Source organism: Streptomyces sp. NPDC001568 (assembly GCF_042893755.1).
In the GTDB taxonomy this organism is placed as follows: domain Bacteria; phylum Actinomycetota; class Actinomycetes; order Streptomycetales; family Streptomycetaceae; genus Streptomyces.
The window spans coordinates 44,792-60,886 of record NZ_JBIAVF010000032.1; the positions used below are offsets into that span (position 1 = coordinate 44,792).

The following is a 16,095-nucleotide window of genomic DNA, read 5'->3' on the forward strand; positions in this document are numbered from 1 at the left end:
TGCTGAGGGGTCGGGTTCAGGGGCCGACGGGCGTCAGGTGGTGGCCGGAGGGGCTCTGGCGGGCCTCGGGGTGGTGCCGGCCGAGGAACTCGGTGACGATCTCGACCTGGCGCAGGATGTCGTCGAGTTGGTTGAGGGTGGGGCTGACGCCGTGCCCCTCCAGGGCGCTGTTGCCGGTCTTGAGGTAGATCGGGGCGGCCACCCGAACGAACTCCGGTGCCTCGTAGGTACGGACGAAGCCGCCGGACATCCGGGGGTTGTCGACGTGACAGTCGAGCGGGATGGACACCGCCTGGCGCAGCGCCGCGATCATGGGCAGGGTCAGGTCGCGGACCGGGTTGAAGCTGTCGGCGCCGAGCATCTCCAGCATCTGGGCGGAGGCCGCGTTGCCGTGGCCGCAGTGGGCGGAGACCTTGAGGTGGATGTCCGGGGGGAGTTCGCCGGCGGTGCGCAGCCGGTTCAGCACCCACAGCAGGCCCTCGTCGTAGATCACGAAGCCGCGTACGCCGAGTTCGAGACCGCGTTTGACGTCCTCGACGGCCCGCACCATCTGTTCCTGGCCGCGCAGCCGGTAGCCGATCCGGACGCCTTCGGGGGTCTGGACGCTGCCACCGGTGTCGTAGCTGGCGCGGGGGCCGACCGACATCAGGATCTCGGCCCCGTACTCGCGGCCGAGGGCGACGTACTCGCCGATCTCCCGGGCGGTGTGGCGGTACATGCCGCGGGTCTCGGTGATCCGGTTGATGGTGAAGCCCCGGCGGCGACTCTGCGACAGGAGCGTCTCGGCGGCCTGTACGGAGTTGACGGTGGGCACCTCGACGCGGAAGTGGCAGCCGTCGTCGAAGGTCTTGCCCGAGCTCTCCGTGGCGGCGGGGTCGGCGTCCGGGAGTCCGAGGCCGGCGAGCTGCGCCCGGGTCTCGGCGAAGAAGGGCCGGGTGGGCGCGGCCTGTGCGGGGGCCGCGGCAGGGGCCGTGGTGGGTGTCGTCATCGTCATCCCGTCACCTCGATGCCGAGCAGGGCCGCCGTCCGTCCGACGATCTGCTCCGCGATCCCGATCGATGTCGCGTGGTCGGCGTGGACCACCTGTACCTCGCCGAAGTTGCCGAGGTTGCCCCGGCAGGCGGGCAGCACGTCGCCGTCCGGGAAGCGGACCGTCAGCGCGTGCAGGGAGTCCCCGTAGTCGGTGGCGGCCCAGTCCAGGGCGGGCACGCGGTCGGGGCGGGGGGCCGGATCCGCGGCGCCGAACCAGCGGACGGTCGCGTACCGGGTGAAGGTGGGGGTGCGGGGTTCGATCTCCTCGTCGAGGTGGACGCGGACCAGCAGGTCGAAGATGTCGCCGCCACCGGCGAGCCGGTACAGGTTCGGCAGGCAGGAACCCATGATGCGCGGGTTGAGTTCGATGAGGCGGGGGCGGCCGTCGGCGCCCAGCATGATCTCCACGTGGAAGATGCCGAGGCGCAGGTCCAGGGCTGCGACGACGGTCTCGGCGAAGTCCATGACGGCCGCGTGGTCCTCGGCGCCGATGGCGGCGGGGATGGTGGTGCCGGTCTCCAGGGCCTCGTGGCGGCTCCAGGTCGAGCGTTCGCTGACGGCCAGCGGGAGGAAGCGGCCGCGGGCGAGTCCGATCTCGGCGGAGACGAAGCGGCCGGTCAGGTACTCCTCGACGAGGATGCCCGCCTCGTACGTGGCGTCGTCGGCGACGGCCCGGGCCACGGCCGCGCGCAGCGCCGCCTCGTCGGGGACCACGTGGGCGCCCTCGCTGGCGGAGCCGCGGGCGGGTTTGACGACGACGGGGTAGCCGGTGGTGGTGGCGAAGGCGGCGGCCTCGTCGAAGTCGGTGACGAGGGCGTGCCGGGTGGTGTCGATGCCGGCGGCGGCGAGGACCTCCCGGCAGCGGTGCTTCAGTTTGGCCGCCCGGGCGCCGCGGGCCGCGGTGAAGGGAACGCCGATCTCCTCGGCGATCTCGGCGACGGGCACGACGAGGGCGTCGACGGTGGCGACGAACCCGTCGACGGGCCGGCGGCGGTGGACGTCGAGGACGCAGGCGCGCAGGGCCTCGTACTCGGTGGCGTCGTCGAGGACGTGCACGGAGTCGACGAACGCGCCGTACGGCGAGGCGTCGAAGTCGATGTTCTGGGACTTCTCCATGCGCAGCGAGCGGATGAGGGTGACCTCGTGGCCGAGCCGTTTGGCCGCTTCGAACGCGGGTGCGTTGCCGGTCTTCCAGGTGACGAACAGGACGTGTTTGCGGGTGACTTGTTCCTGAGTGACGGGTGTGCCGGTCACGTTTTCGCGGGTTGCGCGGGGCGTTGTCATCGGACCTTCCTGGCGAACCTCTGGCCGATCCGCACGAATGCCGGGAGGCGGGTTCCGGGTGCGGGGATGAAGGAGATGGAACCGGCGAGGACGTTCTTCTTCGACATGGAGCTGAAGCCGCCGGCGCCGGAGAGGACGAGGTCGCCCTCGTCGAGGCGTTGCCACTGACCGTCGCGGCCGCGCTCGGAGTACTCGTAGCCGAGGTGTTCGCGGCCGCGCAGGACGTTCAGCCGGTAGCCGTCGGAGTCGTACCGGCCGGCGCAGGCGTCGAGGTCCATGTCGAAGGGGCGGCCGGTGCGGATGAGGCCCTCGCCGGTCAGGGCGCGCAGGAGGTCCTCGTAGAGACCGAACGCGGGGTAGGCGTTGGCCAGCAGGATCAGGAAGGTGCGCTGCTCGGGGAAGATCTGGACGAAGTTGTGGTGGCCGCTGCCGTTGGAGTTGAAGCCGAAGGCGGTCGGTCCGAACATCAGCCAGCCCAGGCCCCAGGCGTGCATGAAGTGGTGGCCGGGGACGTCGATCTGCGGGGTGCGCATCTGTGCGGCGAGCTCGGCGGACAGCAGCCGCTCCCCGCTCGGGGCGACGCCGTCGTCGAGGGCGAGGAGGGCGATCCTGGCGAGTTCGTCGAGGGTGAGGCAGACGGAGAAGGAGCCGGCCGCGTCGTCGGCGATGGTCTGGGGCGGCGGGTCGTGGCGGACGTAGCGTTGTCCGGCCTCGCTCCACAGGTAGCCGGCGGAGACGGTGTCCCCGTAGTGGCCGCCCTCGGTGAAGGTCTCGGGGATCTCCTTGATGCCGAGGGGGGTCAGCATCAGCTCGTTGACGGCGCGCCGCCAGGGGACGCCGAGGAGCTTCTCGATGAGCGCGGCGACGATGGAGGTGCCGCAGGCCGAGTACGCGAAGACCTCGCCCGGCTCGAAGAGCTGTCCGTACCCGGAGAAGGTGTCGAGGTAGCGGTCGAGGTCGGGGAGGTCGGTGTCGTGCCAGACCTCGTAGGAGTCGTCGATCCCGCTGGTGTGCGACAGGAGTTGACGTAGCGTCACGTCGACCGTGCGGCCGTCGCCGCGCCGGAACGCCTGCGGCAGCAGGGTGGTGAGGGACTCGTCCAGGCCGACCAGGCCGCGGTCGACGAGGCGCAGGGCGGTGAAGGCCAGCATCGGCTTGGTGATGCAGGTGACCCGCTGGCGGGAGGCCTCGCCCCGGGGGGCTCCCGTCTCGACGTCGTCGACGCCGTGGTGGACGAAGCGGATCGTGCCGTCGACGTACACGGCGGCGGCGGCTCCGGGAACGCCGTGGCCGCGGCCGGAGGCGTGCAGGGTCTCGGCGACGGCGGCGAGCCGGGCGTCGACCCCCTGCTCGGCGGTGGCGGCCGGGGCCTGTTCGCGCTTGCGGCGCAGCAACCGGGCCTGGGCGGTCAAGGTGCGGTGCTCGTAGATCTCGGCGACGCCCACGGTGCGACCGGCGGCGTCGCCGAGCCGGGCGGCGAGCAGGTTGGCCAACAGCGAGTGGCCGCCGACGGAGAAGAAGTCGCGGTCGGGGCCGAGTTGGGCGACGCCGAGCAGGTCGGTCCAGACGGCGGCGACGGCGGCCTCGTCCGGGTCGTCGGTGGTGAAGGCGCGGTCGGCGGCCCCGGACGCGCTCCAGTCGACGTCGCGGGCGGCGAGGGCCTTGCGGTCGACCTTGCCGTTGGGCAGCTGCGGGAGCCGCTCCTCGACCAGGATCCTGGCGGGCTGCATGTAGTGCGGGAGCTTGCGGCGCAGGTGGTCGGCCATCGCGTCGACGGGGACGTCGGCGCCTTCGAGGCCTACCCAGCACACCAAACGGGTGTCGTCGTCCGTGCGGACGGCGAGGGCCGCGACGTCCCTCAGGCCCACGACCTCACGGAGCACGGACTCGATCTCGCCGAGTTCGACGCGGAAGCCGCGGACCTTGACCTGATTGTCCCTGCGGCCCATGAACCGCAGTTCGCCGTCCTCGGTCCAGCAGGCCAGGTCGCCGGTGCGGTAGAGGGTGCCGGCCGGCAGGTGCGGCGGGGCGGGAACGAACACGGCGGCGGTGCGCTCGGGGTCGTTGATGTAGCCGCCGGCGACGCCGTCCCCGCCGAGGTGGAGTTCACCGACCACGCCGCGGGGCACCAGTTGTCCGCGCGCGTCGAGCAGGTGGGCCACCGTGTTGTGGACGGGTACGCCGATGGTCGGGCTGCCGGTGACGGGGCCGGTGAAGCACTTCCAGGTGGAGTAGGTGGTGTCCTCGGACGGCCCGTAGAGGTTGTAGAGCCGCTCGACGCCGGTGGTCGCGAAGGCGGCGTTGACGAGTTCCTTCGCGAGGGGTTCGCCGGCCACGTTGAGGACCGTCGTGCAGGCGGGTACGGCAGACCGCTGGAGCAGCACGTTCAGGGCGCTGGGCACGGTGTTGACCAGGCTCGGGCCCAGGGTGTCGTCCTCGGTGAGGGCGAGCACGTTGTCGGCGACGACGACCTGGCCGCCCGTCGTGAGCGGGGCCCACAGCTCGAACACCGAGAGGTCGAAGTTGAGCGAGGTGGCGAACAGGACACGGGACAGGTCCGCCGGGTGATAGGTGTCGCGGGCCCAGGCGAGCAGCGCGGCCACGTTGCGGTGGCTGATGACGACGCCCTTGGGCAGTCCGGTCGAGCCGGAGGTGTGGATCAGATGGGTGGTGGCGGCCGGGTCCACCTCGACCGCCGGCGGGTCGGGGCGTTCGGCGCCGGCCTTCTCCCACAGTTCGTCCCAGGGCAGGGCGGTCGCGGGCAGGGCGTCGAGCCAGGACGCGGGTCCGGAGGCGACCGCGGGCGCGGTGCCGGGCGCGGTGCCGGGCGCGTCCTCGAAGACCACGGCGGCCATGTCGGCGGTCGCGGCGATGCCGCGGAGTCGGTCCGCCGGGTAGGCAGGGTCCAGGGGGACGTAGGCGCAACCGGCCTTGTGGACGGCGAGGAGGAGGCAGACGGTGCGGTGGGTGCGGGCGACGGAGACGCCGACGCGCGAGCCGGGGGTGACGCCGTGGGCCAGCAGGGCGCGGGCGAGCCGGTTGGCCTGCTCGTCGAGCTCGCGGTAGGTGAGGGTGACGCCGCGCCACTCCACGGCCGGGGCCTGCGGGGTGCGGGCGACCTGGGCCTCGACGTGCGCGTGGAGCGTCGTGTCGCGGGGGTAGGGGCGGGCGGTGGCGTTGAGGTCCGTGAGCAGGTGGTGCGTCTCCGCCTCCGAGAGCACGGCGAGTTCGCCCACGGGGGCCGCGGGGCGGCGGCAGGCATCGAGGAGGAGCGTCCGGTAGTTGGCGGCCATCCGGGAGACGAACGCCTCCGTGAACAGGGCGCCGTCGTAGGTCAGCGCGAAGCGGACCGTGTCGTGGGCGTGCTCGACCTCCAGGAGGAGGTCGAGGCCGTCGGGGCGCGGGGCCGCCGGCCCGGTCCGGGCCGTGGCGTCGCGGCTGACGAAGCCGACGCGCAGTCCGGTGCCGAGGTCGGCGGGGACGTCGGCGCGCTCGGGGTCGCGCGTCGCGGCGCGGTGGCGGGCGGAGAGGGCGGCGGTCAGGGTCACGAAGGTGACGTCGTCCCCGATCCGGGAGCGGACGGCGACGGGATGGACCCGGTCGGGGTCGGCCGGTCCGCCGCCGCGGGCCAGGACCAGGTCGTCCTGGCCGCTGTAGCGGTGCAGCAGCACGGTGAACGCCGCGTTGAACAGGTCTGCGGCATCGAGTCCCCTGGCCTCGACGAACTCGCTCAGCGGCTGGAAGGCGTGGTCGGTCCAGGAGTGCGTGACCGGGGATCGCGACGCGTCGGCTCCGGCGTCCCGGACGGGGAGCTGGAGGGCCGGAGCGGCGTGCGTCGTCTCTTCGGGCGCGGCGGATGTGGCGGCAGGCATTTCGCCCACGGACGTGATTCCCCTCGTTCGATGGCGCTTTTCAGGTCTACGGGCACGACGGAGCGGCCTTCCGTGCGGTGCGGTGCACGAAATGGCGTCCCGCTAAGTGCGCAGACCTTCCGGAATGCGCGCACGCCGACGGAACCCGGGGCCCGGGAGGGCGTGCACAGCGTGGAATGTCGAATTGACCAAAAGTGGGAATGGAGAACTGGTACCCGAAAGGGCTGGAAAAGCAGGTGGGATTTAAGGGGCGGCGGGCTCGCGGGTGGGTGCGGCTCGTCCGCTACGGTCGGCCCAGCGCGCGACCGGCGGCATCAAGGCCCCGACCGCGGCGAATCCGACGGCCATGACCAGCCACCCGACGGCGCCGTGCTCGATGGCCAGCCAGGTGAGCAGGGCGGGCGCGATCATCTTGCCGAGGTCGGCGCCCATCGCGGCCGTGCCCTGGTACTGGCCTTGGGCGTGCTCCGGCGCGAGGCCGAAGGACATGCCCCAGCTGCCGGCCGACTGCCGGACCTCGCCGAGGACGTGCACCAGCGCCCCGGCGACGAGGAGGCCGCAGGCGACGACCGAGGAGGCGCCCTCGGTGAGGGCGAAGATCACGCAGGCGATGCCGAGGCACAGCGATCCGGCCCGGGACGCCCGCGCCGCGGCCGCCGGCTCATCGGTTCCGCGCGCGGCTCTGACCTGGAGCAGGACGACCGCGACGGTGTTCGTGATGAGGATGACGGCGATCATCCAGCGGGGCGCGCCGGTGTGGTGGAGCACCCACAGGGGGAGCACCACGTCCAGCAGCAGGTTGTGCATGGAGAGCAGGCCGTCCAGCACGACGAAGGTGAGGAAGGGCCGGTCCCGCAGGACGACCAGGGCGGGCCCGGGTCGGGCCGGTTGTGGCGGCACGGCCGGGAGCAGCAGCGTGAGCAGACCGGTGGCCAGGTACGTGCCGGCGTTGAGCACGACGGCGGCCCGGTAGACGGCGGGCGTGTCGGCCACGAGCGCCAGACCGGCGAGGGCGGCCCCGACGGAGACGCTGACGTTGCTGGTGGCCCGAAGGTAGGCGCGGACGGAGACCCGGTCCTCGGGTGGGACCAGTCCGGCGACCATGGCCATCCGGGCGCTGCGGCTGGCGCTGTACGCGATGGCCTGTAGGGACAGGACCAGCAGGTACTGGCGGAACCCGTCGACGAACAGCAGGGCGGCGGTGAGCGGTCCGAGGGCGAGGAAGGACCAGATCTGCACGGCCCGCGGGCCGATGCGGTCGGCCAGGTGGCCGCTGGGAGTGCTCAATGCCAGCGCGACACCCGCGGCGACACCGACTCCGATGCCGAACTGTCCGGGCGTGAGCTTCAGGACGGACGTGGCGTAGATGGCGTTCAGCGCCATCCACATCCCTTGTCCGAGGGTGTGCACCAGCGTGATGCCGGTGAGCGTGCGGGCAGGGCCGCGCTTCGGGAGCAACCGGTTCAGCATTGCCGTACCACGTCACTCGATTTGAATTGTCCGGACCATTTCTCGACCGTCAGGATCACTGACACCGCTCCGACCTCTCGTTCAGCACCATTGCCAACGACAAGATTCGGGAATTTCCCCCGTCACACATCCGGCCAAGATCGTCGGCCGGACACGAAGACCTATTAGAGACAGTGCCGACGTGGCGCGTCCAGAGAATGCCTTGTGGCGCTCGTCACATACGAATACCGCCCCGCGAGGGCAGTAAATTCTTGGTGAAATCCTCCGGAGCAATGTCGCGAACGTCCGCACTACTCGCCGGTAACGGCGCGGCCGGAACGGCATGAGGACACCGGCTCGGGTCGAGCACGCGTCGACCACGGATGTACCGAGCGTCCACCGCGCGTCCGCCGGGCGTCCCGGTCGACGAACGGAACGCTGTCTCTCGGGTATACCGGGCCGCGAGCGGGGCAGGCGGTGATCGGTTCGATCCATGACGAGACGGGCGGTCGTATGCGAAGCGTAGGTGTGGAAGAGGAACTGCTGCTGGTCGACGCCGACAGCGGTGAAGCCCTGGCACTCTCGGGGGCGGTGCTCGCCGCCGCCGACCGCGCGTGCGCGCCCGCCGGCCGGGAGGGCGGCACGGGTGGGAACGGGGACGGGGCGGAGGGCCACACCTTCGAGGCGGAGCTCCAGAAGGAGCAGGTCGAGTTCGCGACCAAGCCGGTGACGGAGATGGGCGAACTCCAGGAGGAGATCGTCCGTTGGCGCGGGGAGGCGGCGCGGCACGCCGCCACCGCCGGCGGCCTCGTCGTGGCGGTCGGCACCTCGCCGCTGGCCGTGCGGCCGTCCATCAGTACCGGACCGCGCTACGAATGGGTGGCGCGGCAGTTCGGCCTGACAGCGCAGGAGCAACTGACCTGCGGCTGCCACGTGCACGTGTCGGTCGAGTCGGACGAGGAGGGGGTGGCCGTCCTCGACCGGATCCGGCCGTGGCTGCCCGTCCTCACCGCGATGAGCGCGAACTCGCCGTTCTGGCAGGGCGAGGACAGCCTCTACGCGAGCTACCGCAGCCGGGTGTGGAACCGGCTGCCCTCCGCGGGTCCGGTGGACGTGTTCGGCTCCGCGGACCGCTATCACGAGCAGGTGGCCGCCATGGTGGGCACGGGCGTCCTCCACGACACCGCGATGATCTACTTCGACGCCCGCCTGTCGGCCTCGTACCCCACCGTGGAGATCAGGGTCGCGGACGTCGCCCTCCACGCCACCACCCCCGTCCTCCTGGCCGCGCTGGCACGGGGACTGGTGGAAACCGCCGCCCGCGCCTGGCGGGCCGGGGACCCTCCCGCGAGGATCAGCACCAGCCTGCTGCGGCTGGCCTCCTGGCAGGCCGGCCGATCCGGACTCGACGGGCCCCTGCTCCACCCGCAGAACATGCGGGAGGCCGCGCCGGAGGCCGTGGTCGAGGCCCTGTACCAGCATGTCCGCGACGCACTCGTCGACCTCGGTGACGACGACCTCGTCCGGACGGGCATCGCCGAGCTCCTGGAACGGGGCAACGGGGCGCGCGTCCAGCGCTCCCTGCTGCGCTCGGAGGGCAGCCTGGCAGCGGTGGTCCGGCAGTGCGCGCGCATCACGGGGGACGGCGGCTGAGTTGGTGCCCCCGGGCTCGGTGGGTCCGCCGCGCGCGTCCACCGCGCCCCGTAGGGTTCGTCCGACGGGCCTCGGCTCACACCGTCCGGCGCGGTGCAGGAGGCCGACCGATCGAAGGAGGCCGCGTGCCCACCGCACATGACTGGATCAAGGCCCTCGGCCTGGAACCGCACGTGGAGGGCGGGTACTTCCGGCGGACCTTCCAGGCGGACCACCGCCCCCGGACCAGGACGCCGCGCGGTGAGCGCCACACCCTGACCTCGATCCACTATCTGCTGACCAGTTGGTCACCCGTCGGGCACTGGCACCTCAACGAGTCCGACATCCTGCACTTCCACCACCATGGTGAACCGGTCACCTACCACCTGATCCACCCGGACGGCCGGCACACCACCGAGGTCCTCGGCCAGGACCCGGGCCGGGGGCAGTCCCTCACCCTCGCGGTGCTCGGGGGCGTGTGGAAGGCGTCGCACCTGACCGACGGGGACCACGCCCTGATCAGCGAGGCCGTGGCCCCCGGGTTCGACTACGCCGACATGACCCTCGGCCGGACCGCCGACATGCTGCGTCACTTCCCGCAACACGCCGAACTCGTACGCCGGTACTGCCGCCCGCCGTCGGAGCAGTGAGGGCGGCGGGTGGGGCGGGCACGCCCCGCAGGTCTAGAGGTAGGGGTCGAAGGGGATGCCGGCCGGTTTGGCCTCGGCCAGGTGCGAGGTGAAGGAGCCGTCCTTCAGGCCGAAGTGCGCACTGCCGAAGTCGGCCTGGCTCAACTTGTCGCGCAGGCCGGGCGGATAGCCGTTCCATCCGACGAGCGCCGGGAACTGCCAGGTGCGCTTGTGGTTCTCGGCCGGTTCGTCGTTGGTGTTCGCCGCGCGGAAGCAGTGGGTTCCGAGGCCGTCCTTGTGGTAGACGACCTTGGGGTGGTTCCCGTCCCAGCGGATCCGGTCCCGCGCGTGGACGACGAAGTCCCCGTGGGCCGAAGTGGCCACGTATTTGGCCTCGTTGCCCTGGATCCACACCACCACGTGTTCCCAGTCGTGGCGGTGCCCTCCGAGGCTGATGCCGGGAATCGCCTGGTCCTTCTCGAAGTACAGCGCGTACACCACGGCGCACCAGCCGTTGTTGCAGGTCGCCCGGGAGTAGCTGTTGGTGTTGTCGAGGTCCGAGGCGTCCCGGCAGTTTCCGTTGAGGGCGCCCGTGGGGTTGAGGCCGCCGTTCAGCACGCCGGTCGAGCCCATGGCCGGCGTCGGGTAGCAGCCGTCGGTGTCGTAGTCGAAGGCCGGCTGGTACGTCAGCTCGAGCGCGTCGGCGCTGACCGGCAGGGCCGGCGGCGGTGCGGCGAAGGCCGGCTGGGAAACGCCGACGACGAGCGCGAGGGCCGCGCCGGCGACCACGAACGATTTCCGCGTACGACGGTACGTCCGCAAGGGTGAGCCTCCTGGCCGGCCGGGTGCGGGCGCGATATCGGGGTCCGGCCCGAGCCGAAATCCGAACGCCCGGAGCATCATTGGCCACGCCACTCCATCCGGCAAGGGTTCGGATCCGATGAACTACCCCCGCAGGGTGCTGAGTTGCGGGCCTCGCACTCGCCCGGTCCCCCGACGGCCCGTCGGGCGCAGCCGTCCAGGCGCGCCGCGACCGGGCCTTCGGTCCGCGCCCTAGCGGTCCACGGGGTTGTTGCCGGTGATCGTGCCGTCCGTGCCGGACACCGTGACGGCGTGTCGGACGCCGTCCGGACCGAGGACCACCGCCAGCCAGGCGCTGCCCCCGCCTTCCTGCGCGACCACGCGCAGGCTCTCCACCTTGCCGCCGTTCACCGCTGCCGCCGCCTTGCCGGCCGCATCGCCGATGGCCAGGGAGGGCAGCGGCGCCGGGGCCGCCTGGGCGGATCCGCCCCGCGCACCCCGGCCCGCCGGGCCCCCGAGCGCCCCGTGCTCCCCGGGGCCCGCCTGATCGCCGCGACCGGGGCCCGCCTGGTCAACGCGACCGGGGGCCGCTTCGGCCCGGCGCTCCCCCGGACCGTCGGGGCCCGGCGCGGTCCGGATCAGGCGCGGCCCGCCCTGTCGATCGTGGTGGTGCTCGGCCGCCGCCAGGGCCGCCACTCCCCCTCCGACGACCACCACGGCGATGCCGACCGCGGCCCATCGGGCGCCGTTGCCCCGGGGCACCAGACGGCCCACGGCCGCACGACCCCGGGAGCCCGCGGCCGGCGCCCCGCTCTGCGTCGGCGCGGGCGGGCCGGGCTTCCCGGCCGGTTCGGGCTGTGCGGACGGCGGGATCGACGAGTCGGACATACCGTTGCTCCTCAGGACGACCGGGCGCTTCACCCGGCGGGGTCCCCGAGCATGCCGAGCCGATGCTGAAGCCCTGCTGAAGCCGGCTGAAGACCTCTTCAGCCTCCGGTGGCCCCGGCCTGAGACCCTGTTCGACATGCGCGTACTGGTGGTGGAGGACGAACGGCGACTGGCCGTGGCCCTGCAACGGGGACTTCGGTCCGAGGGATTCACGGTCGACGTGGCCCACGACGGGCTCCAGGGACTGTGGATGGCCACCGAGCACGACTACGAGCTGATCGTGCTCGACATCATGCTGCCCGGCCTGAACGGCTACCGCGTCTGCGCGAAGCTGCGCGCCGCCGGCAACGAGTCCGGCATCCTGATGCTCACCGCGAAGGACGGCGAGTACGACGAGGCGGAGGCGCTGGACACCGGTGCCGACGACTTCCTGTCCAAACCGTTCTCCTACCTGGTCCTCGTCGCCCGGCTCCGCGCGCTCGCCCGGCGCACGGGCCGCCGCACCCCACAGGTGCTGCGGTGCGGCGACCTGGTGATCGACCCCGCCCGGCGGTCGTGCTCCCGCGACGGCACCGACATACGCCTGACCGCCAGGGAGTTCGCCGTCCTGGAGTGCCTGGCCCGGCGCTCGGGCGAGGTGGTGCCCAAGCGGGACATCCTGGAACAGGTGTGGGACAGCGCCTTCGAGGGCGACCCCAATGTGGTCGAGGTGCACGTCAGCGCCGTACGCCGGAAGATCGACGCGCCGTTCGGGCGGGCCGCGCTGGAGACCGTGCGCGGGGCCGGATACCGACTGGCGGCCGACGGTGGCTGAGCGTCCCCGCCCCGACGCCGACGCCCTCGGGTTGCCGGAGGAGGGACGTGGCCCGCGGGTGCGCGGCCTCCGGTTCCGGGCCCGTGAGCGTGCGCGCGACGGCGGCGTGCCGGTGCTCGGTCGTCTCCTGCGGCGTCCGCCCCCGGACGGCCGCCCGGCCGCCGTCGTCCGCACGCTCGCCGACACGGCGCTGGAGCGGTGGCCGGCGCTGCGACGACTGTGGCCCACCACCGTGCGGGCCAGGGCGACCCTGGGGGCTTGCCTCGTCGTGGCGGCGGCCCTGTCTCTGGCCTCGTTCGCCCTGCTCAGCCTGCTCGAGGCGAACTTGCTGCGCAACGCGGAGAACGACGCGCGCCGGCAGGCCGACAGCGTGGCCCAGCTCGCCGCGGCCGGCCGGCTCGACCGCGTCCGGCCGATCGGTCGCGGGGTGGAATTCGTCCAGGTGGTGGGCGCCGACGGCCGCGTCCTGTTCGCCACTCCCAACCTCATCGGCGTTCCGGCGTTCTCCGCGTTCTCCGCCGCGAACCCCGGCGGGCCCCGGATCCGCTTCCAGACCTGGCAGGGCCGCCCGCTGGGCGCGAACCACCGTCAGCGGGTCGTCCAGGTCGCCACCGACACGCCGAGCGGCCCCGCCGTCGTCTACGCCGGGGCGTCCCTGCGCGACGCGGACGCAGCCGACGACACCACCACCGCCGCACTCGTGATCGGCATGCCGCTGCTCCTGATCACCGTGGCCCTGGTGACGTGGCGGGTGACCGGACGGGCACTGCGGCCCGTGGAAGCGATCCGAGCCGAGGTCGCCGAGATCTCCGACCGCGATCTGCACCGCCGGGTACCGGTCCCGACCACCCGTGACGAGGTCGCCCGCCTGGCGCAGACCATGAACACCACTCTGGACCGGCTGGAGGCCTCCGGCGCCCGTCAGCGTCAGTTCATCGCCGACGCCTCGCACGAACTGCGCTCCCCCATCACCGTCCTGCGCACGCAGTTGGAGGTGGCCCTGGCCGTACGGGATCCGGAGCTGTGGCCCGAACTCATCGGTGGCGCCCTCCAGGACGTCGAGCGGCTGCAACGCCTCGCCTCCGACCTCCTGTTGCTCGCCCGCATCGATGCCGCGCAGCCCGTGGCCGCCGTCGATCTCGATCTGACGGAGCTGGTGGACGAAGCCGTGGAGGCCAGGCCGGCCGACCGGGTGCCCGTACGCACGCGCTTGGAGGAGGGCGTACGGATCGCCGGCAGCGCCCTGTGGATCGGCCGGATCATCACCAACCTGCTGGACAACGCCGAGCGTTACGCGGACCGGCGGGTGGAGATCACCCTGCGCACAACGAACGGCGCGGGTCCGCGCACGGCCGTGCTGGAGGTCACCGACGACGGCCCCGGTATCCCCGCGGCCGACCGGGACCGGGTTTTCGAGCGCTTCACCCGCCTCGACGACTCCCGCAGCCGCGACCACGGCGGTGCGGGCCTGGGCCTCGCCATCGCCCGCGACCTGTCGGCCCATCACGGTGGGACGCTGACCGCCGAGGACGCCGCGCACGGCGCCCGCCTGATCCTGCGGCTGCCGGTCGCACCCACGGAGCTCGGGACGGACGGCGCCGCGTCTATCATGCGATGGAACCGGAACGAAGGGAGCTCCCAGAGTGGGTAGCAGTGTCGAGACGCTCGAATTCCAAGCCGAGACGCGTCAGTTGCTCCGCTTGGTGATCCATTCGATCTACTCGAACAAGGACATCTTCCTGCGCGAGTTGATCTCGAACGCCTCGGACGCCCTGGACAAGTTGAGGTTGGAGTCACTGACCGACGCCGACCTCGTGGCCGACACCTCCGATCTGCACGTCGCGCTGGAGACCGACCCCGACGCCCGTACGCTGACCGTCCGGGACAACGGCATCGGCATGAGCCGCGACGACCTCGTGGAGCTGATCGGCACGATCGCCAAGTCGGGCACCGCCGGTCTGCTGGAGAAGATCAAGGAAGCCGACGACGCCGCGGCGGCGCAGAGCCTGATCGGGCAGTTCGGCGTGGGCTTCTACTCGGCGTTCATGGTCGCGGACAGGGTCACCCTGCACACCCGACGGGCGGGGACCGAAGAGGGGACCCGGTGGGAGTCCGACGGCGAGGGGACCTACGAGATCCAGGCCGTCGACGGCCTTCCCGTGGGGACCTCGGTGACCCTGCACCTCAAGCCCGTCGACGGTGAGGACGGGCTCGCCGACTACCTGGCCGAGCACAAGATCCGTCAGATCGTCAAGCAGTACTCCGACTTCATCCGGTGGCCGATCCGGATGACGGTCGAGCGGACCGATGCCGAGGACGTCACGACGAGCGACGTCGAGACGCTCAACTCGATGAAGGCGATCTGGGCCCGGCCGCGCAGCGAGGTGACCGAGGCCGAGTACAACGAGTTCTACCGGCAGATCAGCCACGACTGGCAGGATCCGGCCGAGACCATCCACATGCGGGCCGAGGGCAACTTCGAGTACGAGGCCCTGCTGTTCGTGCCGTCGCGGGCGCCGTTCGACCTGTTCTCCCGGGAGAGCAAGCGTGGGGTGCAGCTGTACGTCAAGCGCGTGTTCATCATGGACGACTGCGAAGCGCTGATGCCGAACTACCTGCGCTTCGTGAAGGGTGTGGTGGACGCCCACGACCTGTCGCTGAACATCTCCCGCGAGATCCTCCAGCACGACCGGCAGATCCGCAGCGTGCGCCGTCGCCTGGTCAAGAAGGTCCTCGGCGCCCTCAAGTCCGTGCGGAACGACGACGCCGAGCGCTACGCGGAGTTGTGGGGCCAGTACGGCCGGGTGCTGAAGGAGGGCCTGCTGGAGGACGTCGACAACACCGAGGCCCTGCTGGAGCTGGTGTCCGCCGACTCCACGCACGACAAGGGGACGACCACCACCCTGCGCGCGTACGTCGAGCGCATGCAGGAGGGTCAGGACACCATCTACTACCTGACGGGCGAGAACCGCACCACGGTGGAGAACTCGCCGCACATGGAGGCCTTCGCCGCCAAGGGCTACGAGGTGCTGATCCTGACCGACCCGGTCGACGAGGTCTGGACGGACCAGGTGCCCGCCTTCGACGGCCACCGGCTGCAATCGATCGCCAAGGGCCAGGTCGACCTCGGCGGGTCCGGCGAGGACGACGAGGACGCCGAGTCCGGGTCGAAGCGCGACGAGGAGTTCGCCGCCCTGCTGCCCTGGCTGACGGCCGCGTTGTCGGACGAGGTCAAGGAGGTCCGCCTGTCGTCCCGACTGACGACCTCGGCCGCGTGCGTCGTCGGTGACGCCGACGACATGACCCCGACCCTGGAGAAGATGTACCGGGCGATGGGGCAGCAGATGCCCCCGGTCAAGCGGATCCTGGAGCTCAACCCGACGCATCCGCTGATCACCGCGCTGCGTACGGCGCACGGGGCGAACGCCGACGACGACTCCCTGAAGGAGATCGCGGAACTCGTGTACGGCAGCGCGCTGCTCGCCGAAGGAGGCGACCTGCCCGACGCGGCCCGCTTCACCCGGCTGCTCACCGACCGGCTGACCCGCAGCCTGTGATCGGTGGGGGTGGGGGGCCCCCGCCCCCGGGGGCCCCCCCCCCCCCCCCCCCCGCCCGGGGGGGGGGGGCCCCCGCCGGGGGGGGGCGCCGGCCCGGGGGGGGGGGGGGGGCCCCGCGGGGGGGGGGGGGGGTGGGG

General features: G+C 72.0%; 11 protein-coding genes. 5 read left to right on the forward strand and 6 right to left on the reverse strand.

Features of this window, described 5'->3' with window-relative positions; all coding sequences use genetic code 11:
• Positions 1-16 precede the first annotated feature (16 nt).
• From ACFY0I_RS38255 to ACFY0I_RS38270, 4 genes are all read right to left on the reverse strand, one after another.
• Positions 17-994, reverse strand: a complete 978-nt coding sequence (locus ACFY0I_RS38255; protein WP_388904309.1) for a peptidase — start codon at positions 992-994, stop codon at positions 17-19.
• Entirely contained in the window at positions 991-2,316 is a 1,326-nt protein-coding gene (locus ACFY0I_RS38260) for an ATP-grasp domain-containing protein (protein WP_388904310.1), read from the reverse strand. The genes ACFY0I_RS38255 and ACFY0I_RS38260 overlap by 4 nt, the downstream gene beginning before the upstream one ends.
• On the reverse strand, positions 2,313-6,188 hold the full coding sequence (locus tag ACFY0I_RS38265; RefSeq protein ID WP_388904326.1) for an amino acid adenylation domain-containing protein: 3,876 nt from the start codon (positions 6,186-6,188) through the stop codon (positions 2,313-2,315). Before ACFY0I_RS38265 ends, ACFY0I_RS38260 begins: the two co-directional genes overlap by 4 nt.
• Before the next feature lie 243 nt (positions 6,189-6,431).
• A complete protein-coding gene (locus ACFY0I_RS38270; protein WP_388904312.1) occupies positions 6,432-7,658 on the reverse strand; it encodes an MFS transporter in 1,227 nt (408 codons plus the stop codon).
• A gap of 492 nt (positions 7,659-8,150) precedes the next feature.
• On the opposite strand from ACFY0I_RS38270, the gene ACFY0I_RS38275 reads away from it, so the two are divergent.
• Positions 8,151-9,290: a glutamate--cysteine ligase gene (locus ACFY0I_RS38275; RefSeq protein ID WP_388904314.1), complete on the forward strand. Its 1,140-nt coding sequence runs from the start codon at positions 8,151-8,153 to the stop codon at positions 9,288-9,290.
• Positions 9,291-9,415: 125 nt separating this feature from the next.
• Positions 9,416-9,919 carry a cupin domain-containing protein gene (locus tag ACFY0I_RS38280; protein ID WP_388904315.1) on the forward strand — a complete coding sequence of 168 codons (504 nt, stop codon included), beginning with the start codon at positions 9,416-9,418 and terminating at the stop codon, positions 9,917-9,919.
• 33 nt (positions 9,920-9,952) lie between these two features.
• Here the strand turns inward: ACFY0I_RS38280 and ACFY0I_RS38285 are convergent, their stop codons facing one another.
• Together ACFY0I_RS38285 and ACFY0I_RS38290 are read right to left on the reverse strand one after the other, a co-directional pair.
• Positions 9,953-10,720, reverse strand: coding sequence for an NPP1 family protein (locus tag ACFY0I_RS38285; protein WP_388904317.1), 768 nt, complete (start codon positions 10,718-10,720; stop codon positions 9,953-9,955).
• A 231-nt stretch (positions 10,721-10,951) separates the two neighbouring features.
• Positions 10,952-11,587, reverse strand: coding sequence for a hypothetical protein (locus tag ACFY0I_RS38290; RefSeq protein WP_388904319.1), 636 nt, complete (start codon positions 11,585-11,587; stop codon positions 10,952-10,954).
• Between the two features lie 136 nt (positions 11,588-11,723).
• On the opposite strand from ACFY0I_RS38290, the gene ACFY0I_RS38295 reads away from it, so the two are divergent.
• The 3 genes from ACFY0I_RS38295 (at position 11,724) to htpG (ending at position 15,958) form a co-directional block, all read left to right on the forward strand.
• Entirely contained in the window at positions 11,724-12,401 is a 678-nt protein-coding gene (locus ACFY0I_RS38295) for a response regulator transcription factor (protein WP_388904320.1), read from the forward strand.
• 208 nt (positions 12,402-12,609) lie between these two features.
• On the forward strand, positions 12,610-14,052 hold the full coding sequence (locus ACFY0I_RS38300; RefSeq protein WP_388904327.1) for a sensor histidine kinase: 1,443 nt from the start codon (positions 12,610-12,612) through the stop codon (positions 14,050-14,052).
• Positions 14,045-15,958, forward strand: a complete 1,914-nt coding sequence (gene htpG / locus ACFY0I_RS38305; RefSeq protein ID WP_388904321.1) for a molecular chaperone HtpG — start codon at positions 14,045-14,047, stop codon at positions 15,956-15,958. Before ACFY0I_RS38300 ends, htpG begins: the two co-directional genes overlap by 8 nt.
• The last annotated feature ends 137 nt before the right edge of the window (positions 15,959-16,095 follow it).

What these genes read in the sequence shown, in the direction of transcription:
- ACFY0I_RS38255 (WP_388904309.1), bottom strand. Translation starts at nt 994, where the DNA reads ATGACGATGACGACACCCACCACGGCCCCTGCCGCGGCCCCCGCACAG.
- ACFY0I_RS38260 (WP_388904310.1), bottom strand. Translation starts at nt 2,316, where the DNA reads ATGACAACGCCCCGCGCAACCCGCGAAAACGTGACCGGCACACCCGTC.
- ACFY0I_RS38265 (WP_388904326.1), bottom strand. Translation starts at nt 6,188, where the DNA reads ATGCCTGCCGCCACATCCGCCGCGCCCGAAGAGACGACGCACGCCGCT.
- ACFY0I_RS38270 (WP_388904312.1), bottom strand. Translation starts at nt 7,658, where the DNA reads ATGCTGAACCGGTTGCTCCCGAAGCGCGGCCCTGCCCGCACGCTCACC.
- ACFY0I_RS38275 (WP_388904314.1), top strand. Translation starts at nt 8,151, where the DNA reads ATGCGAAGCGTAGGTGTGGAAGAGGAACTGCTGCTGGTCGACGCCGAC.
- ACFY0I_RS38290 (WP_388904319.1), bottom strand. Translation starts at nt 11,587, where the DNA reads ATGTCCGACTCGTCGATCCCGCCGTCCGCACAGCCCGAACCGGCCGGG.
- ACFY0I_RS38295 (WP_388904320.1), top strand. Translation starts at nt 11,724, where the DNA reads ATGCGCGTACTGGTGGTGGAGGACGAACGGCGACTGGCCGTGGCCCTG.